Source organism: Rhizobium sp. PDO1-076 (assembly GCF_000247475.1).
Classification (GTDB): Bacteria; Pseudomonadota; Alphaproteobacteria; order Rhizobiales; family Rhizobiaceae; genus Allorhizobium.
The window spans coordinates 1-26692 of sequence record NZ_AHZC01000401.1 but is presented as its reverse complement, the minus strand read 5'-3'; the positions used below and the strand labels follow the sequence as shown (position 1 = coordinate 26692).

At 60.8% G+C, this 26692-nt stretch carries 31 protein-coding genes, 1 tRNA gene and 1 pseudogene; 22 read left to right on the top strand and 11 right to left on the bottom strand.

The genetic code is table 11. The features are described from left to right. The 4 genes and pseudogenes from PDO_RS21275 to PDO_RS29305 all read right to left on the bottom strand — a co-directional run. Nucleotides 1–642, bottom strand: a pseudogene (locus tag PDO_RS21275) (ATP-binding cassette domain-containing protein); the annotation flags it as partial. Next, a complete protein-coding gene (locus PDO_RS21270) occupies nucleotides 635–1549 on the bottom strand; it encodes an ABC transporter permease (RefSeq protein ID WP_007606671.1) in 915 nt (304 codons plus the stop codon). The pseudogene PDO_RS21275 and the gene PDO_RS21270, both read right to left, overlap by 8 nt. Before the next feature lie 225 nt (nucleotides 1550–1774). After that, nucleotides 1775–2773, bottom strand: a complete 999-nt coding sequence (locus PDO_RS21265) for a glycine betaine ABC transporter substrate-binding protein (RefSeq protein WP_007606668.1) — start codon at nucleotides 2771–2773, stop codon at nucleotides 1775–1777. Nucleotides 2774–3417: 644 nt separating this feature from the next. Beyond that, nucleotides 3418–3543, bottom strand: coding sequence for a hypothetical protein (locus PDO_RS29305; RefSeq protein WP_007606666.1), 126 nt, complete (start codon nucleotides 3541–3543; stop codon nucleotides 3418–3420). A gap of 244 nt (nucleotides 3544–3787) precedes the next feature. Between PDO_RS29305 and PDO_RS21260 the strand changes: the two genes are divergently transcribed. Continuing rightward, the gene (locus tag PDO_RS21260; RefSeq protein WP_007606665.1) at nucleotides 3788–5242 is read left to right on the top strand and encodes a cobyric acid synthase; all 1455 of its coding nucleotides are present in this window, start codon (nucleotides 3788–3790) and stop codon (nucleotides 5240–5242) included. A 45-nt stretch (nucleotides 5243–5287) separates the two neighbouring features. On the opposite strand, the gene PDO_RS29300 is transcribed toward PDO_RS21260, so the two are convergent. Both PDO_RS29300 and PDO_RS28080 read right to left on the bottom strand, forming a co-directional pair. Continuing rightward, nucleotides 5288–5416: a hypothetical protein gene (locus PDO_RS29300; protein WP_007606663.1), complete on the bottom strand. Its 129-nt coding sequence runs from the start codon at nucleotides 5414–5416 to the stop codon at nucleotides 5288–5290. 207 nt (nucleotides 5417–5623) lie between these two features. Continuing rightward, entirely contained in the window at nucleotides 5624–5860 is a 237-nt protein-coding gene (locus PDO_RS28080) for a hypothetical protein (protein WP_007606662.1), read from the bottom strand. Between the two features lie 122 nt (nucleotides 5861–5982). Here PDO_RS28080 and PDO_RS21250 point away from each other — a divergent pair, with 122 nt between their 5' ends. The 10 genes from PDO_RS21250 to PDO_RS21205 all read left to right on the top strand — a co-directional run bounded on the left by PDO_RS21250 (nucleotide 5983) and on the right by PDO_RS21205 (nucleotide 11268). Continuing rightward, a complete protein-coding gene (locus PDO_RS21250; protein ID WP_244426496.1) occupies nucleotides 5983–6399 on the top strand; it encodes a hypothetical protein in 417 nt (138 codons plus the stop codon). Nucleotides 6400–6604: 205 nt separating this feature from the next. Beyond that, nucleotides 6605–7108, top strand: a complete 504-nt coding sequence (locus PDO_RS21245; protein WP_141649970.1) for a hypothetical protein — start codon at nucleotides 6605–6607, stop codon at nucleotides 7106–7108. 433 nt (nucleotides 7109–7541) lie between these two features. Further along, nucleotides 7542–7784 (top strand): Arm DNA-binding domain-containing protein, encoded by a 243-nt coding sequence (locus tag PDO_RS29370; protein ID WP_007606660.1) that lies wholly within the window; start codon nucleotides 7542–7544, stop codon nucleotides 7782–7784. Between the two features lie 72 nt (nucleotides 7785–7856). Further along, the gene (locus PDO_RS21240; protein WP_007606659.1) at nucleotides 7857–8606 is read left to right on the top strand and encodes a tyrosine-type recombinase/integrase; all 750 of its coding nucleotides are present in this window, start codon (nucleotides 7857–7859) and stop codon (nucleotides 8604–8606) included. A gap of 162 nt (nucleotides 8607–8768) precedes the next feature. Further along, on the top strand, nucleotides 8769–9020 hold the full coding sequence (locus PDO_RS29295) for a helix-turn-helix transcriptional regulator (protein WP_348225830.1): 252 nt from the start codon (nucleotides 8769–8771) through the stop codon (nucleotides 9018–9020). Between the two features lie 17 nt (nucleotides 9021–9037). Beyond that, entirely contained in the window at nucleotides 9038–9241 is a 204-nt protein-coding gene (locus PDO_RS21230; RefSeq protein ID WP_007606658.1) for a hypothetical protein, read from the top strand. Next, complete coding sequence (locus tag PDO_RS21225) at nucleotides 9238–9942, top strand: helix-turn-helix domain-containing protein (protein WP_007606657.1); 705 nt, start codon at nucleotides 9238–9240, stop codon at nucleotides 9940–9942. The genes PDO_RS21230 and PDO_RS21225 overlap by 4 nt, the downstream gene beginning before the upstream one ends. After that, entirely contained in the window at nucleotides 9939–10217 is a 279-nt protein-coding gene (locus PDO_RS21220; protein ID WP_007606655.1) for a hypothetical protein, read from the top strand. Before PDO_RS21225 ends, PDO_RS21220 begins: the two co-directional genes overlap by 4 nt. Further along, on the top strand, nucleotides 10214–10501 hold the full coding sequence (locus tag PDO_RS21215) for a hypothetical protein (RefSeq protein WP_007606653.1): 288 nt from the start codon (nucleotides 10214–10216) through the stop codon (nucleotides 10499–10501). The genes PDO_RS21220 and PDO_RS21215 overlap by 4 nt, the downstream gene beginning before the upstream one ends. 575 nt (nucleotides 10502–11076) lie before the next feature. Continuing rightward, nucleotides 11077–11268, top strand: coding sequence for a MerR family transcriptional regulator (locus PDO_RS21205; RefSeq protein ID WP_007606649.1), 192 nt, complete (start codon nucleotides 11077–11079; stop codon nucleotides 11266–11268). Nucleotides 11269–11337: 69 nt separating this feature from the next. Here PDO_RS21205 and PDO_RS21200 read toward each other — a convergent pair whose 3' ends face one another. Further along, complete coding sequence (locus PDO_RS21200; RefSeq protein ID WP_007606647.1) at nucleotides 11338–13638, bottom strand: phage tail tape measure protein; 2301 nt, start codon at nucleotides 13636–13638, stop codon at nucleotides 11338–11340. 100 nt (nucleotides 13639–13738) lie between these two features. Here PDO_RS21200 and PDO_RS21195 point away from each other — a divergent pair, with 100 nt between their 5' ends. From PDO_RS21195 to PDO_RS21180, 4 genes are all read left to right on the top strand, one after another. Next, a complete protein-coding gene (locus tag PDO_RS21195; protein ID WP_007606646.1) occupies nucleotides 13739–14137 on the top strand; it encodes a phage tail assembly protein in 399 nt (132 codons plus the stop codon). Nucleotides 14138–14246: 109 nt separating this feature from the next. Then, on the top strand, nucleotides 14247–14663 hold the full coding sequence (locus tag PDO_RS21190) for a hypothetical protein (protein WP_007606645.1): 417 nt from the start codon (nucleotides 14247–14249) through the stop codon (nucleotides 14661–14663). After that, the gene (locus PDO_RS21185; RefSeq protein WP_007606643.1) at nucleotides 14660–16486 is read left to right on the top strand and encodes a prohead protease/major capsid protein fusion protein; all 1827 of its coding nucleotides are present in this window, start codon (nucleotides 14660–14662) and stop codon (nucleotides 16484–16486) included. Before PDO_RS21190 ends, PDO_RS21185 begins: the two co-directional genes overlap by 4 nt. A gap of 165 nt (nucleotides 16487–16651) precedes the next feature. Continuing rightward, nucleotides 16652–17050 carry a hypothetical protein gene (locus PDO_RS21180; RefSeq protein WP_007606641.1) on the top strand — a complete coding sequence of 133 codons (399 nt, stop codon included), beginning with the start codon at nucleotides 16652–16654 and terminating at the stop codon, nucleotides 17048–17050. Between the two features lie 188 nt (nucleotides 17051–17238). Here the strand turns inward: PDO_RS21180 and PDO_RS21175 are convergent, their stop codons facing one another. The 3 genes from PDO_RS21175 to PDO_RS21165 all read right to left on the bottom strand — a co-directional run bounded on the left by PDO_RS21175 (nucleotide 17239) and on the right by PDO_RS21165 (nucleotide 17955). Then, a complete protein-coding gene (locus tag PDO_RS21175) occupies nucleotides 17239–17466 on the bottom strand; it encodes a hypothetical protein (RefSeq protein ID WP_007606639.1) in 228 nt (75 codons plus the stop codon). Nucleotides 17467–17549: 83 nt separating this feature from the next. After that, complete coding sequence (locus PDO_RS21170; protein ID WP_007606637.1) at nucleotides 17550–17762, bottom strand: hypothetical protein; 213 nt, start codon at nucleotides 17760–17762, stop codon at nucleotides 17550–17552. A 103-nt stretch (nucleotides 17763–17865) separates the two neighbouring features. Then, a tRNA-Ser gene (locus tag PDO_RS21165) sits at nucleotides 17866–17955 on the bottom strand. A gap of 293 nt (nucleotides 17956–18248) precedes the next feature. Here PDO_RS21165 and PDO_RS21160 point away from each other — a divergent pair. The 4 genes from PDO_RS21160 to PDO_RS21145 all read left to right on the top strand — a co-directional run bounded on the left by PDO_RS21160 (nucleotide 18249) and on the right by PDO_RS21145 (nucleotide 22468). Then, nucleotides 18249–19328, top strand: a complete 1080-nt coding sequence (locus PDO_RS21160; protein ID WP_007606630.1) for a septal ring lytic transglycosylase RlpA family protein — start codon at nucleotides 18249–18251, stop codon at nucleotides 19326–19328. A gap of 83 nt (nucleotides 19329–19411) precedes the next feature. Continuing rightward, a complete protein-coding gene (locus PDO_RS21155; protein ID WP_007606627.1) occupies nucleotides 19412–20596 on the top strand; it encodes a D-alanyl-D-alanine carboxypeptidase family protein in 1185 nt (394 codons plus the stop codon). Nucleotides 20597–20729: 133 nt separating this feature from the next. Then, nucleotides 20730–21446 (top strand): dTMP kinase, encoded by a 717-nt coding sequence (tmk, locus tag PDO_RS21150; RefSeq protein ID WP_037074966.1) that lies wholly within the window; start codon nucleotides 20730–20732, stop codon nucleotides 21444–21446. Beyond that, entirely contained in the window at nucleotides 21443–22468 is a 1026-nt protein-coding gene (locus PDO_RS21145) for a DNA polymerase III subunit delta' (protein WP_007606623.1), read from the top strand. Before tmk ends, PDO_RS21145 begins: the two co-directional genes overlap by 4 nt. Nucleotides 22469–22538: 70 nt before the next feature. On the opposite strand, the gene PDO_RS21140 is transcribed toward PDO_RS21145, so the two are convergent. After that, nucleotides 22539–23171: a LysE family translocator gene (locus tag PDO_RS21140; RefSeq protein ID WP_007606622.1), complete on the bottom strand. Its 633-nt coding sequence runs from the start codon at nucleotides 23169–23171 to the stop codon at nucleotides 22539–22541. A gap of 279 nt (nucleotides 23172–23450) precedes the next feature. Here PDO_RS21140 and metG point away from each other — a divergent pair, with 279 nt between their 5' ends. From metG to PDO_RS21125, 3 genes are read left to right on the top strand one after another with little or no spacing between them, the layout of a single operon-like run. Continuing rightward, complete coding sequence (gene metG, locus PDO_RS21135) at nucleotides 23451–25004, top strand: methionine--tRNA ligase (protein WP_007606619.1); 1554 nt, start codon at nucleotides 23451–23453, stop codon at nucleotides 25002–25004. A 4-nt stretch (nucleotides 25005–25008) separates the two neighbouring features. Further along, nucleotides 25009–25794 (top strand): TatD family hydrolase, encoded by a 786-nt coding sequence (locus PDO_RS21130; RefSeq protein ID WP_007606617.1) that lies wholly within the window; start codon nucleotides 25009–25011, stop codon nucleotides 25792–25794. Beyond that, nucleotides 25791–26618, top strand: a complete 828-nt coding sequence (locus PDO_RS21125; RefSeq protein WP_007606615.1) for an MBL fold metallo-hydrolase — start codon at nucleotides 25791–25793, stop codon at nucleotides 26616–26618. Before PDO_RS21130 ends, PDO_RS21125 begins: the two co-directional genes overlap by 4 nt. Nucleotides 26619–26692: the final 74 nt, after the last annotated feature.

Below are 26692 nucleotides of genomic sequence, written 5' to 3'. Positions count from 1 at the left end.
TCCTGCTGCAGATCGAGCAGCACGGTCTGCATGTCGACGCGGATCAACGGGTCGAGGGCCGAGTAGGCCTCGTCCATCAGCAGGATGTCGGCATCGTTCGACAGTGCCCGGGCAAGCCCGACACGCTGCTGCATGCCGCCCGACAGCTGGTTGGGATAATGCTGCTCGAAGCCGGTCAAGCCGACCCGTTCCGATCCAGCGGCGACCGATGGCCTCGCTCTTCGACCGCTCCATGCCCTGGATGTCGAGGCCGTAAACGGTGTTTTCCAGCACGGTACGGTGCGGCAGAAGGGCGAACTTCTGGAAGACCATCGCCGTTTTCTGGCGGCGGAAATCGCGCAACTCAAGCTGAGTCATGCGGCAGACATCGACATTATCATAGAGCACTTCGCCAGCGGTCGGCTCGATCAGACGGTTGATATGGCGAATGAGTGTCGACTTGCCGGAACCCGACAGGCCCATGACGACGGTGATGCCACCGGCCGGCATGGAAATATTGATGTCCTTGAGACCGAGCACATGGCCGTGTTTCTCGTTCAGTTCTGACTTCGAGATGCCAGCCTTGGCTGCCTCGATATAGTCTTCGCCGCGCGGTCCGAAGATCTTGTAGAGACCGCGAATTTCAATGCCGTGACTAGCCATGGACAACCTCCGTATGACGCTGCAGTCGCTTGCCATAGGCCTGGCTGGTGCGGTCGAAAATGATGGCGATGACGACCAGCGCAAATCCGTTGAGGAAGCCGATCGTCAGGAACTGGTTGGAAATCGCCTGCAGCACGTTCTTGCCGAGGCCGCCAACACCGATCATCGATGCCACGACAACCATGGCCAGCGACATCATGATGGTCTGGTTGATGCCGGCCATGACGGTTGGCAAGGCGAGCGGGATCTGCACGTTGAACAGCTTCTGGCTGGGCGATGAGCCGAAGGCATCGGCCGCCTCCAGGACTTCGCGGTCGACGAGGCGGATACCGAGATTGGTCAGGCGGATCATCGGTGGAACCGCATACATGACAACAGCGATCAGTCCGGGCACCTTGCCGATGCCGAAGATCATCACGACGGGGATCAGGTAGACGAAGCTCGGCATGGTCTGCATGACGTCGAGGATCGGGTTGATCACCGACTGGACACGGTCCGAGCGCGCCATCAGGATGCCAATCGGGATGCCGACAACGATGGAGATCAACGTACAGACCGTCACCATGGCCAGCGTGATCATGGTGTCTTCCCACAGGCCGACAAAGCCGATGGCCAGCATGGACACGGCCGTGCCCAGGGCAATCTTGCCATTGCGGCTGGCGACATAGACGATCAGTGTCATGACCAGAATGACGATGAACCATGGGGTCGCGACAAACAGCGACTGCAGCCAGTTGAGGAACCATTGCAGCGGTTGCACCGCCGCATCGAGAACATATCCATAGGCGCGGACGAAAGCCTTGAAGTTATCGTCAATGAGTTTTCTCGCCTCCCGCATCACGGTCTGGTCGATTTGCGGAAATTTGCACAGCAATTCCGGCACGTAATTGCATAGGACTGAAGCCATCTTTTTCCCCTAACTGTCCCCCCACTTGCGGGCGATGCCCGGCCGAACGAAACCGGCAATGGTGACGTTGCGCCGCTTTTTGCGGTCACTGTCGCGCGCAAGGTAACCGAGTTCCACGGAGGAATTCATGCTGTCTGCGACGTTTGGCACCGTCTGATGGCGGGTTGCGGCATGCCGCATGGCTGAAATGAACGACGGGCCCGAAGGCCCGCCGCAAATGAACGATCAGAGGCTAGCCTTGATCTTTTCGGCCACATCAGGGGCCACCCAGGTAGTCCACATGTCGGCGTAGTTTTCGAGGAAGTGCTTGGCGCCGTCCTCGTTGGTGCCCTGGTTGTCACCCATCCAGGCGAGAACCTTGCCGACTGTCTGGTTGTCCCATTTGCGGGTCTTGACGTAGTCCATGGCAACGCCGGCCTTTTCGGAAAAGCCCTTGGTCACGACGGTATAGACGTCGGAGACCGGGTAAGCGTTGACCTTCGGATCCGGGCAATCGGGAACCGCGGTGCAGGCATCCCAGTTCGCCTTGTCGTGATCGACGCCGAAGGACAGCTTGACCATCTCGTACTTGCCGAGGATGGCGGTCGGCGCCCAATAGTAGCCGAACCAGCCGGTCTTGTTTTCAAACGCGTTGGCAATCGAGCCGTCGAGGCCGGCAGCCGAGCCAGTGTCGATCAGTTCAAAACCCTTTTCCTTCGCGCCAAGTGCCTTGTAGAGGTTGGCGGTCGAGACCTGGCAGTTCCAGCCGGACGGGCAGTTGGTGACGGCTCCCTTGGACGGATCTTCAGGCGCCGGGAAGAGTTCCGGATGCGCCAGCGCGTCCTGAACCGTCTTGATGTCCGGATGGGCATCGGCGATGAACTTGGGGATCCACCAGCCTTCAACGCCGCCATCGGACAGAAGCGGTGCTGCCTGGATCAGGCGGCCTTCGGCAATCGCGGTATCAAGGGCGGTGCGCACGGCATTGACCCAGAATTCCGGCGCCATGTCCGGCTGGCCCTTTTCATTCATCGAGGCGAAGGTCGGCATGGTGTCGCCGGTGACCATGGTCACCGTGCAGCCATAGCCGCTTTCGAGAATGATCTTGTCGACATAGGCGGCAACACCCGCCGATGCCCAGTTCATTTCCGCAATCGAGACTTCGCCGCAATCTGCAGCCTGAGCAGAACCGGCAGCAGCATAGAGACCTGCGGCGAGGATAGTGGAAGCGAGGAGCTTCTTCATGGAGTTAAGACCTCCCAGTCTTATCAGCAGCGTTCATCGGGAAGGGCATGGACGGTTACTGCTGAGCCGGCCTGCCAATGGTTCCTGTCGTGGAGTGCGGGCACGATACGCGCCGATCAGACACCAACACCCCGCATACGAAGCGGCCTTGTCTTTGGGGCAGGAAAAATACCCGGTCGGCCTGTTTCGTAACAGCAGCCTACGTCTTCCGATGAGGAAATCAACCTCCCGAAACGGGTCACGCCGGCGGGCGGCCTTGGAACAACCCATTGGAGCGACTTATTTTGCCGCATTTTACGAAGGAGGGAAGGAAGTTTCGCACAATGCGCAGGCAGAGACACCAGACGGATCGCAAAGCCACCCGCACCGCCCCTCCAGTTAAGACCTCAGCTATTCTGGTTGCGGCACAACTGGGCCTTCCGGCGGTCGGCGCAAAAAGTCAAAAAATGTCGAAAAAAAATCGAAGCCCGGGCAAAAATAACCATCCGGTAACGGTTAAGCCGATAGATGGAGGGGCTGGCGCGTTTATGCCAGCTGCGCCCCGGATCCTGTTTTGCGTCCCGGGGCGTTTGTTTTTTCAGGCCATGGCTGAACATGAGCGCCGACCGGTGAACGATCGGTCGCCCAAGCCATGAGTGGCAGTCTCAACGCTTTGCGACAACCGGAATGCGCGGGTCACGAACTTCCCAGCGGGCAACCGTTTCCAGCTGCGGGGCGCGGCCGTTCCAGGCGATGGCGAGACTATTGTTGTTGCGCAGGATATAGAGCATGGGGTGTTTCCTTCGGAGGCCGCGCTTCTCTTGCGGAGCGCTGGTTTCGAATGGCAGATAATCACTCTCATGGTTCGCGCAACGACATTTGTCGTCATGCAATGTCGCATTTGAGCGATTCATGAAGAAAGGCATGCGACAGGCTGTCGCAGTGTCGCATTTCCAGCAATTGAGCCGGGTGAAATGCGGCACAAGCGCGGCAGAATAGCGGTTTCTTATAACGGCGCAGACAGGACAGGACGCAATGACCAAAGCGATCATGCTGCAGGGAACCGGCTCTGATGTCGGAAAGACGATACTCGTCGCCGGGCTCTGCCGGCTGGCTTCCAATCGCGGATTGAAGGTCGCGCCGTTCAAGCCGCAGAACATGTCGAACAATGCAGCGGTGGCCGATGACGGCGGCGAGATCGGCCGGGCGCAATGGTTGCAGGCGCTGGCGGCGCGCACGCCGTCGTCCGTGCACATGAACCCGGTGCTGCTGAAGCCGCAAAGCGAGACCGGCAGCCAGATCATCGTGCAGGGCAAGGTGTTCGGCCAGGCAAAGGGCCGCGACTACCAGCGACTAAAGCCGCAATTAATGTCCGCTGTGCTCGACAGTTTTGCGCAGGTGAAGACTGGCCGCGACCTGGTGATCATCGAAGGCGCCGGATCGCCGGCCGAAATCAACCTCCGGGCCGGCGACATCGCCAATATGGGCTTTGCGACGCGGGCAGGGGTGCCGGTGGTCCTCGTCGGCGACATCGATCGCGGCGGGGTGATCGCCTCGCTGGTCGGCACGCATACGATCCTGAGCGAGGAGGATCGCGGACAGATAGCCGGCTATATCATCAACAAGTTCCGCGGTGACGTCACGCTGTTTACCGACGGCATCGAAGCGATCGGCAAATTCACCGGCTGGCCCTGCTTTGGCGTCGTTCCCTGGCTGAAGGCCGCGGGACGGCTCCCGGCGGAAGACAGCGTTGCACTTGAGCGGCTGGTGCGGGGCAGTGGCGGCGCACTAAAGGTGGCGGTGCCGGTGCTGTCGCGGATTGCCAATTTCGACGATCTCGACCCGCTCAGCGCCGAAGCCGAGATCGATCTAGTCTATGTGCGGCCCGGCGATGCGCTGCCGGTCGATGCCGGGCTGGTCATCCTGCCCGGATCAAAATCGACGATCGCCGATCTCGAGGAGTTTCGCAGCCATGGCTGGGACCGCGATCTGGCCACGCATGTGAAGCGCGGCGGACGGGTGATCGGGATTTGCGGCGGCTACCAGATGCTCGGGCACACGGTGTCAGACCCGCTCGGCCTCGAGGGGGCGCCGCGACAGGTCGACGGTCTCGGGCTGCTGGATGTTGCAACGGAAATGGCGCCGGAAAAGACGGTGCGCAACAGCGCGGCGCGGTCTGTCGCCTATGGTGTTGCGCTGTCAGGCTACGAGATTCATCTTGGCGTGACGGCCGGGCCGGACTGCGACCGGCCGATGGTGGCCATCGAGGGACGGCCAGACGGCGCAAGCTCGGCCGACGGGCGGATCAGCGGCACCTATCTGCATGGGCTGTTTTCAAGCGACGACTATCGTCGGCATCTGCTGGAAAGTTTCGGCATCACCGGCGGCGGGGTGAATTATCGGCACAGCGTCGATGCGGCGCTGGATGACGTGGCGGGCGAGCTTGAAACCCGATTGTCGCCGGAATGGCTGGACAGCTTCATCGGCTAGTCCCTGGTCTTCGGCTTTGGCTTTCGCCTTGGTTATTGCCCGGCGTCAGCTTTGCGCCGCGGCACCATCGACGGGCGATGCCATCAATTGACCGGTGCCGAGCGAGTTGTCGGAATATTTGAAGGCCAGAATGCTGAGTACGCTCGCGATCAGCAGGATGAAGATGTATCTCATGACGTGTCCCTGTGTGTCCGGGTAACAACGACACTAAGGCACAAGCAGTTCCGGCCCGGCTAAACCGGACGTTAAAATCTTAAGCATTGCGGCAAATCTGCCGCATTTTGCCCGCCGATGAACCGGTGCGCCGCCCAAAAGCGCACTGGCGGCCTCACCAGATACAAATCGTCACTGAGATTGACAGGCGGATGTTCCAGTCGCGGGTCAGAAGACCCCGACGACGCGCCACTTGCCGCTGACCATCTCGACGGCGGCGCGATGGTGGTGGCCGTGCGGCGATTCCAGCACGATCTCGTGCTGCTCCACGGCGTGGATCAGGGTATCAGGGTCGCCCTCGATGGGGCTGGGCGACAGCCGCTTTGTGCCACGCACGGTTTCGAAATGAATTTCACCCGAAATGCCATGACGCGTTCCGTCCTTCAGAAGTATCTTCCAGGTCATCGTGTCTCCTCCCATGGTCGCCCGAGGCCGTTCTCCCAAACGGCCTGCGGTGAGTGAAAAGGTGACATGGCGGGCGCAGGAGTCAAGGTAGGGGAATTGTTCCCGGGCGATGCAGCCCATACATGATGTCGCATAGCCGGCTTCACGGGCCGGAAACATCTTTGCGCCAAAGTCCGCCGATGTCGACATGGATTGAAATCATACCGTGGGTCCTGGCGCTTCCTCCCGCCCTTTGGGAGTTGCTGAACGTGTGGAAATCCTACGGCTGGATTCTGGGTGCCTGTGCTGGCTCGATGGTGTTCGGCGGAATATTTCTATGGATTTCCGTGCTCAGGCTTTCTGCGGAGACATTCGTCGATCTGGACTATGGCGCAATCGGTGCGGTGCAGGTGCTGGGTCTGCTGCTCGGCCCCCCTGCAGGGACGGTCTTCATCGCCAAAAGAACGGGTTTGGCTGCCGGAGTCTTTGCCGGCGTTGTCGTCGGGAGCTGTGTACTCTACGTCACGATCGCCATGGGAATTGGCGTTTACGGCAAGTAAATTAGAGTGGAATGGCTGTTTTGATGTGGGAGAGGAGAGCGGCGCACTTGACTAAGCGCTCCCAGCGCAACATTTCATCACTGATGATGAAAGGTTACGCATCGCCGCCGACAAGAACTCATCTGCATTCTCGTCAATGCAATTTACACGTACACTAAAGTGAAATTTTGATGATCGTAACTCACGATACAACGGGGGCATTGGGGTGATCAGAGATTTTTCGAAACTGTTTTTAGTCACTGGCAGTGTCAGCCTTGCTGGAGCCATTCTATGGTGGCATACATTCTACTCGCAATTGATACAGTTTCTGGGCGGAAACGGTGGTTTGCCGATCGAGTGTATCTATACAATCGGCGATCCGTGCAGCATGGTTGCATCAACTGCCAATGCCTTCGGCGCGACCGCCTATGATCCAAGGCTCTTCTGGGCGGCGTTTGGGGCGATGGTCATCGGTGTGAATTTGTGGCTGCTTCCTGACGGCGGCGAAGATGATAACTTCCGGCCCCAAGAACGTCGCGATAGAGATCCCACCTTTAGGTCCTGGAGGGAAAGCTTTTCGATCTTTTTTACTGCTGACGGTGTTAGCCAAAAAAGTGTGAAGGCTAGCCGAAACGGTCGATTAATCGCCTTTTGGTCGGCCTTGGCGTTTTTGACCTTCGCACCTGTCAGCAGATGTGGCTCTGTCCGATACCCGCATTTCACGTTTTGATACCCGCAAAAATACCCGCTTTTATCGGGGCTTGCGTGGTTCAACGCGGAACTAAATGGGACTAAACAGACGCGCAAATGCGCTGGGATCAAGGCTATTTCGAACGAACTGGCATTAGTTGGGAAAGATAAATGGCGGAAGAGGTGTCTGCTTAACCCATTGCCATTGTTGATCTATCTTGCCAACCGTCCCTTGATTCCTAACGAGATTCCATATTCAGTGTGACGCATGCTGATCACTGCTGAATATGGTGAAAACCTCTCAGATTAGGAATGGGATTAGGGCGGATGGCGCGGAATAAGCTCACAGATACGCAATGCCGATCAGCGGCATATGGCAAGTAAGGCGACGGCGACGGGCTTTGGCTTTACGTGAGTAAGACCGGAAACAAATCGTTCGTCTTCATCTTCATTCCGACGGCCGGCGCCGAGAAATGGGACTGGGCCCATATGGTCGCGGTACTGGCAGCGTCACCCTGGCTGCAGCTCGAACTAAGGCCGAGGAGGTTCGTGCGATCCTTGGCAGGGGAGGTGACCCCTTTGCCGAGATGGGGGAGCGAAAGGACCGGGTTAAGCCTGTGACCTTCGGCGAGATGGCCGAGGCGCTGATGAAGTCCAAGGAAGCCGGATGGAAGAATCCGAAGCACGCCGACCAATGGCGAATGACACTCCGGTAATACTGTAAACCCCTTTGGAAACTACCGGTCGCCACGATCACTGTTGACGACGTTATGCGGGTAGTCGAGCCCATGTGGCGCGAGAAGCAGGAAACAGCATCGAGAACCCGTGGCCGAATAGAGATGGTGATCGACTATGCAGCAGCCCGTGGGCTTCGATCGACCACCAATCCGGCACGATGGAAGGGCCACTTGGAGACGCTCCTGTCTGCCCGGAAAAAGCTCCAGCGCGGACACCACGCCGCCCTCCCTTATGCTGAACTGCCGGACTTCATGAAGGCGCTAGAGGGGCAGGCGGGGACAGCGGCGCTGGCCCTTAAGTTTCTGATCTTGACCGCCGCCCGCACTGGTGAAGTGATCGGCGCGAGGTGGGATGAAGTCGATTTGGAGGCGGAGACATGGACCGTCCCTGCCGAGCGGATGAAGGCTGGAAAGATTCATACCGTCCCACTGAGTAAGGCCGCAGTTGTTCTGCTGAAAACCTTGCCGCGCATAGAGAACAACCCCTACGTTTTCCCCGGTCTCAAGGAAGGTAAGCCCCTTTCGAATATGGCAATGCTTGCGGTCCTGAAACGTATGAAGCGGGAGGATCTGACAGGACACGGGTTTAGATCCTGCTTCCGCGACTGGGCAGGGAACGAAACGAGCTTCCCCCGAGAGATCGTGGAGGAGGCTCTAGCCCACACGCTTGGGGGCGTAGAAGCCGCTTATCGCCGCCAGCAGGCGATCGAGCGACGCCGCGAGCTGATGGCGGCATGGGCCAATTTTTCTCTAGGGACGCCGGCTGGCATTGTCCCCATCAGGCCTTCCAAGGCCTCCTAAAAGCAGAAAACAGCACGGGTTAGCCTATGGATTCAGGTGGGCTGCTGGCCACTCCTTTCTGTGGCTAGAGCAGCTAACCCACTGAATCCAATCGATAGCCGTTCGTCCGATGGTTTTGCGTTGCGAGCGAGCGCAACCATCCCGGATATTTACGCGCCAACAATGGCCACTTACGTTCACCTTAACGCAACAGAGCAACAGGTGAGCAACATGAACGCCAATCAAAACATTACCCTCGTATCAGTGAAGGAGGTTTGTAAAATAACCTCCCTATCTCGAACCATGATCAACAAGCTTCGCTCCTCCGGAGACTTTCCGAAGGCTGTTTTGCTTGGTGAGAAACGAGTTTTGTTTGTGCGATCCGAAGTAGACGACTGGATTAAGCGAAAAGCTTCGGCCAAGCGCGTCAACTAATCTGCGGAGCGAGACCCATGGACCACTACGAAACCGCACTGAAGCGCATCGATCACGCCATTGCCGCCGTGGCGGCCGAAGCCCTCGATTTGTTGGCAACCCGAGTTCACCCCCACAGCAACCGGGCGCCCGGATGCCACGAGGTTGACGAAGCCAGCCTGGAGGCGATCCGGGCACGCCTGGAGGTGATCAAGCTCCTCGCTGGGGAGGGCAGCCGGTGAGCAAGGAATCTCTGAAGAAAGCTCTTCAAGCGTTGCCGGCATTCGAGCGCGACGAGATCGAGCGTCAACGCCTTTTCGAGATCGACACATTGGCCGAGCGCCATGGATGCACCACCGACCAAGTTCGGGAGGAGCTGAAGGCGTTACGACCGCGCGCGAAGGCGGACCGGTTTGAATGGCTTGAGGCGGTCACCGTTCGTCATGATCTAGGCGTTCGCGCTCTTCGCGTCGCCATTGCGTTGTTCAGCTTCAGCGGAGCAACGGGCTACCTATGGCCGTCACAGGCCAGCATTGCAAAGCGCTCAGGATACGACGACGAAGCCGTTGTGCGCCGTGGCATTGAGGCCCTCCGCCGTATCGGCGCCGTCCGAAAGGTCCGGGTTCGGGACCTACCGGAAGAGGTCGCATCGGTTGCATTGGGAGCCGTGGCCAATGGTGGCTCCGGTCGCTCAAATCGAGGCAACGCTTACGCTTTGGTTCCGCCGTCCGCATGGCCCCAGATAGCGGATACAGGTACGTCGTGTGCCTCTCACAACAGGTACACCGAGTACCTCTATAACCACCAGTCTGAACCTCCACTGGCTTCGCCAGATATTTCACACTCTAACGCTGGATATTCTCCTCAGACCTTAGAGCAAGTGGAAACGTTGAATAATGGCAGTGATGGAGAGAAACACAGCCTGAAGGAGGTTTCACTATGAGCGAGATTGTACAACTCCCGGTGAACCTTCTGATCAGAGCGCGAATGCTCGCAATCGAGCTGAGGCCCCGGACTTGGACCATTCGACACAGGCAAATCCGATGGGAGGCCGGCCGCGTCCATGAGGAGCTGATGGCCGCAGGATTTCAGCGCTGGGAGGCGGTACGGGCGCACGACGGCTTCATCACGATCGCCACGAACCGACTGCACGAGTTGGATCGGCAAAAGGGCCGCCCCGTCGCCCCGGTCACCATTTTTGAAAGGAAGACCGCATGACCGCTACACCCGCATTCACCATCCGCGCCTATGAGGGATTGAAGCTCGCTGAAATGATCCGCCTGGGCGAAGGCCAGATGCACCTCTGTGAGATGGAGCCCAAGCCCGTTTTCGTCGTGACGGCGCAAGGACCGGACGCCGCGGAGGAAGTGATCGGCACGTTCCCCAGCCTTGAGGCCGCACAGGATGCAGCGCGGGCGCTGGAGGCCCAAATGCGCGCCGAGCTGGGCACCGATGGCGCTGGCCTGAAGCTGGCAACTGTTGGCGGGAGGACCCTGCAATGATCCGCACACAAGCATGGCTAGACGCCCGCCCGTGGCGGAAAGAGGGCTTGACCCGCAGCGCTTGGCTAATCCGGTACCGGGCCGCAATCAACATGGCCCTGCAGAGCCTGGGCAAGACGGGAGTTCCGGGAATGTCGCCGGCTGAGCTCCTGGGCCACGTCCGCGCAAACAGCGTGACAGCACCGAGCGCAATCTTCGCCCACGCCTTGCGACAGTCAGCAGACCACGAGGAAGCCACGACAGGGGCGAGCCCATACACGGCACGCCTACGAGAGGCCGCAAAACTGGCCGAGGCTGGAGAAGAAGGGGCGGAGCCCCGGCCAGTACCCACCGCCCGCCTACGGCATGCCCTGGAGGCTGTCGCACCGCCGCCGCCGACCTGCACACCGCTCACCGAGCACGAGATCATCCACGGCCTGGGCACGGCCCCAGACGGCACCGAGGGAGCCCCGGGGTCTTAGGTTCTTCCACGGACAAAAAGCCGTCCGCGGGCAAGCAGCAGCGCACGATTTGAGCGATTCCGAGCACTTTCGTTTTGCGTTTCCGTTTCCTTTTTCAACCGACAGGACATCCACATGAGCAAGTCATCTCTACTACCCGAGTTTGCCAGCACCGAAGAAACCGCAGAGCTTATGGGCATCACACCGCGCCGGCTCCTCCAGCTGGCACGCGACGGCCACATTGACGGCAAGGTTGGCCGAAACCAGTTCCGCCTGAGGCGCGCGTTGGATTGCTGGTTTGCATACTGCCGAGGGCTGCACGCCTGACACAAAAAAGGGGGGCAGATGCCCCCCGCGTTGTGCCTGGTGAATGGCCCATTGTTTCCTTTGGGCTTTTCAGTCGCCGTAAGGCTTGGTCCCGCCGAAAGCCGTTTGACTTGACCGATTCAGCTGATGAGAGAGCGCTCCGTTCACAGCAGAAACAACCTGTTCGGCCGCACGGCGGGCAAGGGCTTCGAGATCCTTGGCACCGTGGCCCTGCACCGACAGATGGAAAACAGGCGCAACAGTGATCGGCCCGCCGCCAATGTGATGATTGGGGATGACGGTCCCAGACCGACCGGGCACCACGATTTCAGGCCCCTTCTCGCCGACCAGATAGGGCAGGCCGCCGCGCACCGGTCCGCCCTTCGCCCGCGCACCGGCAACCGGCACCGTGGCGGGTACGGTCGCCGCGGGAGCGTCACCACCGCCACCACCCATCCATGACGGCAAGGCCGGCCACGAGATAATCCCGCTGAGATCGATCCTGCCAATGGCATCGCGGATCCGGCCCGGGATGGATTTCACCAGCTCGAAAAGCCGCTCGACTTCCGCCTTGAAGGCGTTGATGAAGGCGTCCGCTACATCATAGCCAGCCTTCGAGAATGCAGCCTTCTGGCTATCGTTGAGCACCTCTCGCTGAAACAGACTGCCAAGCCATCCGGCGAAATCGCTGATCTTCTGGCCAGCCCATGAGAATGCCTCGCCAACGGCATTTACCGCCGCGCCGATCGGAGCAAGCACCGACTCGAGCTTGGTCAATACCGGCTGCAGCTCTTCACCGATGCGCGACGCGACACCGGACACGACGGAGGAGACCCGGTCCCAATACTTCCACAGCATGGCACCGGCCCCGGCGACTGCAGCGACACCGGCAGCGATGGCCAGCCAGACCGGGGCAGATACAGCCGCCAGAGCCGCGCCAATGCCCGCGAGGGCGGAAGTCAGCATACCGAGCCCCGGAACCGCCAGAACGAGCCCACGGAGGCCAGCGGCGACCGTTTCCAGCCGGGTCAAGGCGGCACCCTTCAGCGCCGTCTGCAAACCGATCATCGGCATGGTGGCCGCATATGCCGCCATCCCCATTTGGCCGATGGCTTTCACCGCCTGGGCAGCCGGGATGATCATCGACCACATCGCGAGACGGACGCCGGCAGTGGCGAGACGGAAGCCGACCAAGGCCGCCGTGACCTTGGTCACCGTCACGATCAGTTCGCCGTTCTGATCGATGAATCGGTCGAGGCGATCGGCAGCCTGGATGAACGTGTCGACCAGATCTTTCGCAGTCGGGAGAAGCTTGTCGCCGAGACTAAGCGTAATCTCTTCGACACCGGCCATGAGGCGTTGCCACTTGCCTTCGAGCGTCTGCATTCTCGATTCGAAGTCGCGCTCGACAGTGCCATCGGCAGCGAGGGAGCCGGCACGGATATCTGCAAGTTCGCCGCGGTTCGCCATCAATGGCCTGATCGCCCGTTGACTTTCCCGATCGGGGAATAGTTCGCCAAGCTTCTCCGCGTTGCCGCCGGTCACACGCTGGATTTCATCGAGAAGGAGATCGACAAGAGAGGCACCTGTTGACGCCGCCTTCTCCTGTAGATCCGACAGGACGATACCGTTTTCCTTGAGGCGTTTCTGTGCCTCCGGCCCGGTCAAGCTCGAATAGAGGTTCTGCAGGCTGGTCGCGGCCTCTTCCGCGTTCCCTGTGCCCTTGCGGACCACCTGGAGCTGAGCGGCAAGGTCAGCAAGTGCGGGAAGCCCCTTGGCACCGAGAGCGCCATACTGAGCGCTGAGTGAGGGCAGAATGGTCGCCTGATTCTTCAACTCGACCGCGCCCCGCTTGCCACTCTCCGCAAGGATATCGAGCGCCTTCGCCGTCTGGCTGGCAGAGATACCGAACGATCCCGCCGACGAGTAAACCGCCTGGGCCAACTCCCCTGTGTCTGCCTTGTAGGCGACTGAGGCCCTGTTGATCGGGCTCGACATGGCACGCGCATCACCATCCGAGGCCCCGAGACCGATCAATGCATCGGTGGTCTGGGCCGCCCGTTGTGCGCCGACACCATCGAGAACACCGGCCTTGCGGATCTCCCGATTCAATCGCCGCACGTCTTCAATCGTGCCGTTGATCTTCTGTCTGACGTCTTCGAGGGAGGACTCGAACTGGGCCGCCTTGATTGTCGGAAGCGTCACAGCCGCAGCGATGGCCGCCGCCTGTGTCGCCGCGCTTTGGAAGTCTGCGAGGGGCCGATCTCGCTTGCGGATGAAGCCATCGAGCTTCTTGTCGAGCTTCTGGAGGGCGGTCGAGACCCGCAGCGCGTTGGCGGTCACATTGTCGAGAAGTGATAGCCGGAGCCCCGCCTCTTTGATCGTCTTCATTGGATTTTCCTATCGCAGGAGCAGTGTTCAATAGGAAACATCTATCATATCACCGCTTCATATGTTAACTGGATTTAAGTTAATCATGAGGAGCGGAACCGTGGATCAAGTCGTAAAGGCCCTGAAAACCGAGGAAATCGAGGCGATTCAGGCAAAGCAAGCCAATGTCGAGCTGAAGGCCAAGCAGGTTCTCCCGGCCGGATTTCAATCGGAAAAGTCTATCGACCTGACGATCCCGGTCGAGTTCGACGGCGTTGTCTACAGCTCGATATCGATCCGCCGGCTGAAGGGCAGCGACTTTGCCCGCCTGAAGAATGCCGGTGCTGATGCGGATGCCGGTCTTCTGTCACTGATCGTGTCTTGCCCGTCTCCGGTGCTCGGGGAGATGGACGCCGACGACTATTTGCGACTTGCCGAAGAGGCCCGCGATTTTTTGCCCCGAAGCTTGCGGGGGGAGGAAGAGCCGACTTCCGCCGATGGCCGGAGTTCGCAGCAGTGACAGCGAAGATCCTGAGATTCAGTCGCGCCGACCTTCTCGATTGCCCCTTCGATGAACTGGTCGAAGTCTGGCTTCCCGAGGTCGAGCGCCTAGCCGGAGGGCTGGACGCATGACCATCACCCAGCGCCAGATTGCGAACGCCCTGCAGGTGTCGGAAATGACCGTGAGCCGGTGCGTGCATCTCCTGGGTTGCGACAATCGCCCCTTGGCGAAGTTTGACGCGTGGCAGGTCTTCATGTTCGCAGAGTTGCAGGCGACCGGTTTTCAACAGCACGTCATCAAGGACTTGCTTGCAGAGTTCCGGCAGGAAGCGCTGTTCGTCTTTGGGAATCCCGACGCCCGCGCCTGGGTGATTTTCGTTTCCAGAGGTGAGCAAGAGTTTCGCACCTCTGCGACCAGTGCGCCGCATCTTGCCGCCCTCCTAGACCTGTTTCCGGCCTGCCTGAGCGTGCCGCTTCATAGCCTTGGCGATCGTGCCCACCAGCGCCTGCAGGCTCTCAAAACAAGAAAGGCGAACGCCGCATGACCGAGCTTTTGACCCGAGCACAAACCAAGCTGAGCACGTTCAACGCTGAGGCGAGAACGGTCGAGATCGTTTTGGGAACGGAGAACGCGGTTCGCCGCCGTTCCTGGGAGAGCGGAAGCTACGACGAAATCCTTGTGATCAGCCGTCAGGCCATCAACACAGAGCGCCTGGCCGGGATGCCGCTTCTCGATAGTCACGACGCCTATTCCGGGCTCGACAGCCGTCTCGGTTCCATCGTCGCCGAAAGCCTCCGCTTCGAGGGGAAGACCGCGATCGTCACAGCGAAGATAAGCAGGAATGCCAAGGGCGAAGCGTTGTTTCGTGACTTGGAAGACGGGCACGTGATGGCGGCTAGCGTCGGCTATCGGATCGACACCCAAGAGAAGACCGAGCCGAAAAAGGGGGAAGTGGCCGTCGTCAAGGCCACCCGCTGGACACCCATGGAACTGTCAATCGTGAGCGTGCCGGCGGACCCGGCAGCGACCACCCGAGCACTTGAATCTGAAGGAAACACCGACATGACCGATACCCAGACTGCACCGCAGGCCCGCGCCGAGCGCAAGCGCATCAAGGATATCCACGACCTTGCCCGCCTTGCGAAAGTTGGCCTGGACACCGAGCTCGTAGGCCGCGCCGTTGACGACGGGCTGAGCATCGACCAGTTCCGCGCCGCGCTCACCGAGCACCAGATCGCCGAAGAGGAGAAGGCTCCCACCTTCCCGATTGTCGAGACCCGAGGCATGCGCGACGCGCAGGAAACCACCCGCACGCTGATGGCGAATGCCATGATGCACCGGCATGGCCTCACCTCGAAGCTTGAGGACGGCGCAAACCAGTTCCGCGATATGACCCCGGTCGACTTGGCCCGTGAGGTGCTGCAGCAGCGTGGCGAAAACCACCGCGGCCCGGCTTCCGAGGTCATCCGCCGGTCGCTGCACAGCACGTCGGACTTCCCGATCATCCTGGGCGATATCACCCGGCAGACGCTCATGGGCGCCTATTCGCAGATCCCGAACACATACGCGCTGATCGCGACGCGCAACGTCGTTCCCGACCTTCGCGACGTGAAGGTGATCGACGTGTCCGGTACCGGGCCCGCCCTCGAGCTCCTGACCGAGAAGGGCGAGTACAAGCGCGGCACCGTGAAGGAAAGCCAAGAATCGTTCTCCATGGCCCACTACGGCAAGGTCATCGGCCTTTCCGAGGCCATGCTCATCAACGATCAGCTGGGCGCCTTTACTCGTCTGGTGCAGAGCTGGGCGATCAGCGCGGCAAGATTGGAAGGCGATATCGCCTGGAATGTCATACTCCAAAACCAAGTGCTGAGGAGCGATAACAAGGCCCTGTTCCATGCCGACCACGGCAACCTTGCGACCATGGCCTCGGCTCTCAACGAAGGGGCCCTGATCGCCGGACGCACAGCCATGCGCATGCAGACCGACATTGACGGCCAGCGCATCGCCCTGGCACCGGCATTTCTTGCCGTCGGCACTGACAACGAAGTACCGGCGCAGAAGCTCATTCAGGGCACCACGGCGCCGGTCACGACTGATCAGGTGGTCCCAGAGGGGATCAAGAACCTGACACCCATCTACGAGTATCGTATCGACAGTCTGTCATCGAAAGCGTTCTTCATGTTCGCCGATCCGGCCGAAACCATGGGTCGCGGTCTGCAGTACGCAGTATTGGCCGGCTTCGAGACTCCACGCCTGAAGCAGCGCGAGGGCTTCGACTATGACGGCATGGAGTTCCGCCTTGACCACTATTTCGGCGCCGGCCTGACGGACTTCCGGTTCGCCTACTACAACCCGGGCCCGGCCTGATTTCACATTCCCCCGCCAGCTCAAGGGCCGGGGGAACACTGCAGCGCTTTGGATGGGTCTCCGTGGCGCTGCATCGGAGGTGAGGGCCGGAATCCTCCACCTCCACAGAGGGCACGTAGTTCGAGCTGCGTGCCCTTATTCTCTCGACACCCTAAGGAGCCCGCCATGGCCATTTTCGACCGCCTGGACCGCATGACATCCCGACAGGTTGACCGCATGTATTCGGTCCGCGCCACGGTCGACCCCATGAGCCGGACCCCCAACGGCAGAGCGGCACCGGATACCACGCGAGGGACGATCCACCTGAAGGGGATCTTCGACCAGTTGCCGGCCTATGACGGAATCGAAGTCGGCAAGAGGGAGCGATCAGGCAATGACCTGCACACGATCAGCACCGGCAGCAGCTACAGCTTTTCGTTTGACGTTGGCAGGTATCCAATTCTGAACGACATCAGGCAGGGTGACCGGCTCACCCTGGACGACGCCCGCAAGTTCGAGGTGGTCAGCGTCGAAAGGGATGGTCTTTCCCGCGCCGTGGCCCGCCTGACGCGATTTGAGGGGTAGGGGCGGGCGCTGAGCCGTCCGCGAGGTGAAAAGCTCGCCAGCGGGCTTCTGGGGCGCAAATGGAAAGGGGATCAGCATAAGCCGATCCCCAAAGTGTTTGGACCTCTTGAATTGTCATGGTCCTGGAAAGCCAGTCGCGCCATCCACCCATAACCAGCCGAACCGTCCAGACACGCCCTGCCGTGCTGCTATTTGGGTGCTTCCACCACCGACATCAAGATCAGTTGAGACTCTTCAGGGTAGCCAATCGAGCCGTTGGGCCATTTCACAGTGACCCTTATGCCCCAGCCGGGGATCTGTGCCACCTCAATTGCGAGGCCAGCCTCATGGCGCTGATCATACCGCTGGCGGTACAAGGCGCTATCCGGGCGTGGCAGCACCCAGTTGCCGGACCTGATGTTCTTAAGTTTGCGCATAAGCGTTCCTTCCGTGCGGAGAATCCGCAGGCGAAAGATGCGCTGGAGATAGTTGTCTCGTCATATCGAGCCGTGTCTGCAGCTCAGCGAGCGTAGCGGTTGAGCGCCTGGCGGATGTGCTCTTGCACGTCCTCGCCATACCCAAGGAGTGCGGCACGCTGTTTCCAATTGATCCTCTGGCCGCCAAGCTTGTAGTCAACCCGATCCGGTTCGCCCTTGCCGTGAATGAGAATCTCGACGTGCCAATTTGGCGACTCGGAGCTGCCCAAGTTCGTGTTGACTATCTCGATTTTCACTATTTCGGGCCCTCGCCACCGCGAAGATTGCTTTGGAAGAGAATTTGGAATCGCGAACAAAATCGAAAATTCACCATTAAAAACAATCGCTTATTTTGAATTTTGGCGGAAGAGGTGGGATTCGAACCCACGGTACGGTCTCCCGCACGCCGGTTTTCAAGACCGGTTCCTTAAACCGCTCGGACACTCTTCCGGACGTCTGCCTTATGCGCAAAGACGATGATCTTTGCAAGATGGTTTGTCGTCGATGCCGGATCATCGACAAGGGGCGGGCGGGTGGCGTTGTCGCTGGCGGCCTCACGCTACATCAATCAACACATTGTTAACCATAAACAAATTTGCCCTGCGGCAAAGTTGTGACTTTTCCCATTTTGGCCATTTTTCACAGGCCTTCTTGCTCCGAAGTGAGACAGTTGCGGGTTTTTGCGCGCGCGGCCGGGTTCGTGGTTGGGGATGCCGCGACCGAGATGGACAAAAGTGGGACGCATGGAAGTCAAGGTGAGCGGCCGTTTGATCAGCGGTGCCAAGTGGGTCGGGATTGCGGTTCTCTGCAGCCTGGCCGCATCGTGTTCGACAACCAAGGACACGGCGTCCAACAAGAAGCGTTCGAAGGAATATTTCGCCGAGTCGGAATATGGCGTGAAGGCCAGTCCGCGCATCGTGGCGAGCGGCCCGGTGCCGAAGGGCGGCGGGCGGGCCATGGTCGGCAAGCCCTATACGGTCAAGGGCAAGGTCTATGTGCCGAAGGACAATCCCGGCTATGACAAGACCGGGATCGCCTCCTGGTACGGCTCGGCCTTCCATGGCCGGCAGACGGCCAATGGCGAACTCTACGACCAGCACTACCTTTCGGCTGCCCATCCGACGCTGCCGCTGCCAAGCTATGCGCGGGTGACCAATCTCACCAATGGCAGCTCGGTGGTGGTGCGGATCAACGATCGCGGGCCGTTCCATGCCGGCCGGATCATCGACCTGTCCAACAAGACCGCCGACATGCTCGACATGGCCCATAGCGGCACCGGCAAGGTGCGGGTACAATATGTCGGCCCGGCGCGTATGGACGGCCATGACATGCCGTTCCTGATGGCCTCCTATGTGAAGAAGGGCGACCGCACGCCGCATGTCGATCCACAGGGCCAGATCGCCTCGGGCGTGATGGTCGCCTCCAACGATGCGGCGATCCCGCAATATCGTCCGGGCAATGCAAACGATGCGATGCCGAGTTACCAGACGGCGCTGGCCGGCCCGACGCCAAGCGGTGGTGCGGCGGCCAATACGCTGCAGGCGCAGTTGATGGCGCAGCCGGGCATGGTGCCTTCTGCCGGTTCCGGCATCCTGGAACAGTTCGCGCTTCTGCCCGATTTCGGGCCTGTACCGGCCGAGCGTCCGGCGCATGTGCCGGGTCTGGACGGCTCCGGCTATGCGGCGGCCTACGCCGAAACCGCAGCCGTGCCGCAGGCGGCGCTTGCCTTCGACGCGGTTATGGTGCGCAATGACGGTCTCACCGAGGCCTCGATTCTGTCGTCGGTCGCGCATGGCAAGACCCGGATTTCCGCCGGGGGCTGAGCGCGGCATCCGGCGCCCGGGACCTCGACGCCGACCTCGACACCGCCATAGACCTCGGCGGGACAAGAAGCCGAAGTAAGTTCATGCAAAATCGCCTTGTCTCGAGGATCGTCCTCGTTTTCCTGCTGATCGGTCTCCTTGTCTCGCGTCCGTTTGCGACCGAGGGCATGGCGCAGACGACGCCTTCGCCCGCCCTGTTCGAAACCAAGGCGGCCCAAGTCTATCTGATCGAAGCCTCGACCGGCACGGTGCTGCTCGCCAAGGGCGAGCGCCAGCCTTTTGCGCCGGCATCGCTGGCCAAGCTGATGACGCTGGACGTGGTGTTCGATGCGCTGACGCGCGGGGAAATCCGGCTCGACACGATCTATCCGGTTTCGGAATATGCCTGGCGGACCGGCGGCGCGCCGTCGCGGACCTCGACGATGTTTGCCGCCGTCAAGAGCCAGGTGCCGGTGGGTGACCTGGTCAAGGGCGTCGCGGTGCAGACCGCCAATGACGGCTGCCTGATCCTGGCCGAAGGCATGGCCGGTTCGGAGGCGAAATTCGTCGAGCGGATGAATGCGCGCGCCAAGGCGCTGGGGCTGAAGGATACCGTGTTCGGCAATGCGACCGGGCTGCCGCATCCGGACAATGTCTCGACGCTGGTCGACCTGGTGACGCTGGCGCAGCATCTGCAGGCGACCTATCCGGAACTCTACCTGACCTTCAAGCTGCCGGAATTCGAATGGAACAAGATCCTGCAGCGCAACCGCAATCCGTTGCTGGGGATCGGCGCGGACGGATTGGGCACGGGCTATGCCGAAGGCAGCGGCTTTGCCATTGTCGCCTCGGCGGAACGCGACGGACGGCGGCTTTTTCTCGGCATGAACGGGCTTGCCACCGACAAGGAGCGCACGGACGAGGCCAGGCGCGTGCTCGACTGGGGTTTTGGCGCCTTCGAGATGCGCGAACTGTTCAAGGCCGGCGAGGTGATCAGCGAGGCGAGCGTCTATGGCGGCGCGCGCTCGACGGTGCCCCTGGTCGCCGCACAACCGGTGCTGGTCTATGTGCCGGTCAACAATCCCGACCGGCTGCAGGCGAAGGTGGTCTATCGCTGGCCGCTGGATCCGCCGGTGGCCGAAGGGGCGCAGATCGCGTCGCTGTCGGTGTTTTCCGGCGAGCGGCTGCTGCGGAATGTGCCGCTGCAGAGTGCGTCCAGCGTCGAGGTCGGAACGCTGCGCCAGCGGGCGACCGACGCCTTTATCGAAATGCTGTTCTTCTGGTTATAGGTGCGAAAGCAGGGATGCGGACAAGAGCCGGGTTTCACTGGTCACATTCTTGCGCTAGAGCCGTAGTAGAGCCATGTATGGCACCTTGAGAAAACCGCCTGCGGGCGCAAGATTAGCGGGAAGTGGGCAGGCATTGGCAACCGGACGCGGATTGTTCGTCAGTTTCGAAGGAGGCGAGGGGGCCGGGAAATCGACCCAGATCCGCCGCCTTGCCGAAAGCTTGCGACAGAAGGGCCATCAGGTGCTGCTGACGCGCGAACCGGGCGGATCGCCGGGTGCCGAAGCGCTGCGGCATGTGCTGTTGTCCGGAGCCGCCGAAGCCTTCGGCGTGCGCATGGAGGCGATGCTGTTTGCGGCGGCGCGGGCGGACCATCTCGCAACCGTCATCCGGCCAGCGCTGGCGAATGGCCAGATCGTGCTGTGCGACCGGTTTGTCGATTCCTCGCGGGTCTATCAGGGTGTGACCGGCAATCTCGAGCCGGCGCTGATGGCGGCGCTGGAGCGGGTGGCGGTCGGCAAGACCATGCCGGACCTCACCCTGATCCTCGACCTTGCGGCCGATGTCGGACTGGCGCGGGCGCACCGGCGGGCAGGCGCGCAGAACCAAACGGCTACGCCCGACCGGTTCGAGCGCGAAGAGATCGACGTGCATGAGAAGCGCCGCCAGGCATTTCTCGACATTGCCCAGCGCGAGCCGGGGCGCTGCCGCGTCGTCGATGCAAGCTTCGATGTCGACCGGATCGCCAAGGACATCCTCGCCGAGGTGACGCTGGTCCTCGTGCAACGTGGGTCCGGCGGCGGGTCGGGTGGCGTCTCCAACGCAAGCCACGAGACGGCGGCGGCGCGATGAGCGAGGAACGGGCAGGCCTGCTGGACGGCGCCATCGCGCCGATGCTGAATACCCGGCTGTTCGGCCACCGGGAAGCCGAGGATTTTCTGGCGCGGGGATACCGGTCGGGCAAGGGCCATCATGCGATCCTGATCGAAGGCCCCGAAGGCATCGGCAAGGCGACGCTGGCCTTCCGCTTTGCCAATCACATCCTGCGCCATCCCGATCCGCCGACGGCGCCCGACACGATCAGCGATCCCGATCCTGAGCACATGATCAGCCGGCAGATCGCCTCCGGCGCCAGCCACAATCTGTTGCATCTGTCGCGGCCGGTGGACGACAAGACGGGTCGGGTGAAATCGGCGATCACCGTCGATGAAGTGCGCCGCGCCGGACATTTCTTCAGCCAGACCTCGGGCACCGGAAATTGGCGCATCGTGATCATCGATCCGGCCGACGACCTCAACCGCAATGCGGCCAATGCCATCTTGAAGATCCTCGAGGAACCGCCGAAGCGGGCGATGTTCCTGGTGCTTTCCCATGCGCCAGGCAAGCTTCTGCCGACCATCCGGTCACGTTGCCTGCCGCTCCGGCTCGATCAGCTTTCGCCAGATGCCATGGACCTGGCGCTCGGGCAGCTCGGCCTTGCCATACCGACAGAGCAGCGCGAGGCGGTGCTGGCGCTTGCCAAGGGCAGTGTGGCACGGGCACTGAAGCTGGTGAATTATGGCGGCGCCGACATCCTGGCGGCCTTCGACGAGATGCTGGCGGCGCAAGGGCCGGGACAGCGCCGGATGATGTTCAAGATCGCCGATGCACTTTCCGGCAAGGACAGCGAGGTCGCGTTCGGCTTCTTTACCGAGCATCTCGGCGATCACCTGGCCGATCTGGCGCGAAGCCTGGCATTGTCGGGCGATCTGCATGCGGCCGAACACTATGCGCGGCTCACCTCGACGATCAACGAACAGCTGTCGATCGCCGCCGGCTACAATCTCGACCGCAAGCAGACGATCCTCGACGTGCTGGCATCGGTGACCCGCTGACGAAGGCATTTCGGGATGGCAGCGGGCCTTGACCCGCTACCGTCCGTTCGACCGTTTGGGGTCGGCGCAATCAGTGTCTCGTTCCAAGCGCGAGACGGCAGGCAAGGCCGGCAAAGACCGTCGCGAGCAAGTATTGGGGCAGCTTCCTGAATCGGCCCAGACCTGTCATCCGGTGTCGGATATGGCCACTCAGCAGGATGACCGCTCCGTTGACGCCGAAACCTATCAGGTTCAGGACCGCCGCCTGAACGAGGATCTGCAGGATCAGGGAGCCCTTTGCCGGATCGAGAAACTGCGGGAACAGGGCGAGGACAAACAGCGCCATCTTCGGATTGAGCAGGTTCGTCGCCAAGCCTTCGCCGAGAATTCGCTGCATGGAATAGCGCTGCAGGCCGGCGCTCGGGGCAAATTGTGTCGCTTGGGACCGCAGCGTCTTCCAGGCGAGATAGAGCAGATAGGCGCAGCCGGCCCAGCGGACTATCTCGTAGGCGGTCGGAACAGCGAGAAAGAGCTGTGACAGTCCCAAAGCTGCGGCAAGTGCGTGAATATATGTGCCGAGCGCGATGCCGACATAGGTCAGAAAGCCTGCAGCACGTCCCTGGCTGATGCTGCGCGAGGCAATCAGCAACATGTCGGGCCCCGGCGTCGCAGTGAGAACAACGCAGGCTGCAGAAAAAAGCATGAGAGTGGAGAGATCCGGCATATCGGTTTCCTTCGAGTTGGCCGGAATTCCCGTTTATCAGGATCGGCGACCTTCGCAAGCCCCGTATTGCTGGCACACAGCTCCTGTCGCCCGGCATCGTCTGGCGATGTCCCAGCGCGAATCTTCGTGGCGCTGCAGCAAAACGGATGTTCCTAAAGGCCGTGGAATGTTTTAAGAGCGTTCGACCCCATTTGTCGTCGCCGTTCCTGGCAGGCCTTCACGCGCCGCCATTGTCCGGCCCCAAGACAATCGCAACCGACGAAAAGACACCAAGAAACCATGAGCGATCCGTATTACATCACTACCGCCATTTCCTACCCGAACGGCAAGCCGCATATCGGCCATGCCTATGAGCTGATCGCCACCGATGCCATGGCGCGGTTCCAGCGGCTCGACGGACGGGATGTGTTCTTCCTGACCGGCACGGACGAACATGGCCAGAAGATGCAGCAGACGGCGCGCAACGAAGGTATTTCGCCGGAAGAGCTGGCTGAGCGCAATTCGAACGAATTCCGCGCCATGGGCAAGTTGCTGAATGCCTCCAATGACGACTTCATCCGCACCACCGAGCAGCGTCATCACCAGACCGTGCAGGAAGTCTGGCGGCGGATGGAAAAGAACGGCGACATCTACAAGGGTGGCTATGCCGGCTGGTATTCGGTTCGCGACGAGGCTTACTATCAGGAAGACGAGACTGAATTGCGCAGCGACGGCGTTCGCTACGGGCCGCAGGGCACGCCGGTCGAATGGGTCGAGGAGGAGAGCTACTTCTTCAAGCTTTCGGCCTATGAAGACAAGCTCTTGAAACTCTATGAAGACCAGCCGGATTTCATCGGCCCGAACGAGCGCCGCAACGAAGTGATCTCCTTCGTCAAGTCGGGGCTCAAGGACCTGTCGATCTCGCGCACGACCTTCGACTGGGGCATCAAGGTGCCCGGCGACGACAAACATGTGATGTATGTCTGGGTCGACGCCTTGACCAACTACATCACCGCGACGGGCTATGTCGAAGACCAGAACGGTCCGCGGGCGAAATACTGGCCGGCCGATGTGCACATCATCGGCAAGGACATCATCCGTTTCCATGCGGTCTACTGGCCGGCCTTTCTGATGTCGGCAGGCCTGCCTTTGCCGAAGCGCGTCTATGCGCATGGCTTCCTGCTCAACAAGGGCGAGAAGATGTCAAAGTCGCTCGGCAACGTCGTCGATCCGGTCAATCTGGTCAACCACTTCGGCCTCGACCAAGTGCGTTACTTCTTCATGCGCGAAGTGTCGTTCGGCCAGGACGGCAGCTATTCGGAAGAGGGGATCGCCACCCGCATCAATGCCGATCTCGCCAATGGCATCGGCAACCTTGCCAGCCGTTCGCTGTCGATGATCGGGAAGAATTGCGACGGCCGTATCCCGACACCCGGCCCGCTGACCGAGGCTGACGAGGCGATCCTGAAGATTGCCGACGACGCCATCACCGTCTGCCGCGAGGAGATGGACAAGCAACAGGTTCACAAGGCGGTTGCCGCGATCATCAACATCGTCAACGAGGCCGACCGCTATTTCGCTGCCCAGGCGCCGTGGGTGCTGAAAAAGACCGACGAAGCGCGCATGGGCACCGTGCTCTATGTCACAGCGGACGTGGTGCGCCAGATTGCCATCCTGTTCCAGCCGATCATGCCGGATTCGTCAGCGAAGCTGCTCGATCTGGTGGCTGTGTCGGCCGAAGACCGGGTGTTTTCCAAGCTCGGTGCGGCCGGCCGTCTGACGCCCGGTACTGTACTCGAGGCACCGTCGCCGGTGTTTCCGCGCTATGTCGCACCGGAAGCGGACAAGGCCTGAACGCATGCTGATCGATACGCATTGCCATCTTGATTTTGCCGATTTCGACGCCGAGCGCGACGAACTGGTGACGCGCGCGCATCAGGCGGGCGTCAAACAGATGGTGACGATCTCGACCCGGGTGAAGAAGCTCGACACCTTGCTCAAGCTCACCGAGCGTTACCCCAGCGTGTTCTGCTCGGTCGGCACGCATCCGAACAATGCCGGTGACGAGCTCGACGTGTCTGCGGACGAACTGGTGCGGCTGGCGGAAAGCAATGAGAAGATCGTTGCGATCGGCGAGGCGGGTCTCGACTATTTCTACGACACGCAGACGCCGGAGGACCAGAAGACCGGCTTCCTGCGCCATATCGAGGCGGCTCGGCGCACGCAGTTGCCGCTGGTGATCCACAGCCGCAGCGCCGACGAAGACATGGCGGCGATCCTGACGGACGAAACAGGGAAGGGCGCCTTCCCGTTCATCCTGCACTGCTTTTCGGCCGGTCAGGCGCTGGCCGATACCGGCGTGGCGCTTGGCGGCTATGTGTCGTTTTCCGGCATCGTGACGTTTCCGAAGTCGCAGGAACTGCGCGACATTGCCCAAAGCGTGCCGATGGACCGGCTGCTGGTCGAGACGGACGCGCCGTATCTGGCGCCGAAACGCTGGCGCGGAAAGCGCAACGAGCCGTCCTATGTGATCAACACGGCCGAGGTGCTGGCGGAGGTCAAGGGTGTGTCCTATGCCGAGATGGCCGATATCACCACCGCCAACGCGCTGCGCTGCTTTTCGAAAATGCCGAGGCTTGCATGAGTTTTCGTCGCCGGTTCACGCTTCTCGGCTGCTCTTCGTCGCCCGGCGTACCGCGGATCAACGGCGATTGGGGCGATTGCGACCCTACTGAGCCGAAGAACCGCCGCACGCGCGCGTCCTTCCTGATCGAGCAGATCGAGCCGGATGGCGGCACGACGACCGTGGTGGTCGATACCGGGCCTGACTTTCGCGAACAGATGATCCGCGCCAGGGTCGAGCGTATCGATGCGGTGATCTACACGCATGCCCATGCCGATCACCTGCATGGCATCGACGACCTGCGCGGCTATTTCCACATCCAGCACCACCGTATTCCGATCTATGCCGATGCGTTCACCATGGAGCGCATCGAGATGGGCTTCGGCTACTGCCTGAAGACGCCGCCCGGCAGCAATTATCCGCCGATCGTCGCGCCGAAGATCCTGACCGACCTCGACACGCCGATCGAAATCTCCGGCGCCGGTGGCACGATCTCGCTTATGCCGCTGGTGCAGCAGCACGGCGACATCACGTCGCTCGGCCTCAGGATCGGCAATGTGGCCTATTGCTGCGACATCAGCGATTTTCCGATGGCGACCGTCGACAAGCTGGCGGGGCTCGACATGCTGTTCATCGACGCGCTGCAGTATCGGCCGCATCCGAGCCATCTGTCGCTCGAGGAAGCGCTTGCCTGGATCGACCGGCTGAAACCGGGTCGAGCGATCCTGACGCATATGCATATCCCGCTGGACTACCAGACGGTGATGGCCGAAACGCCGGCGCATGTCGAGCCGGGTTACGACCAGTTTTCGTTTGAAATTCAGCTGGATGCGCCAGAGGCCTGACAGATCTGTGGAAGCCCAGGGGGACCTCGGGACACGCCGGAGATTGGAACGACTGGCTTGCGGGCATATCATGT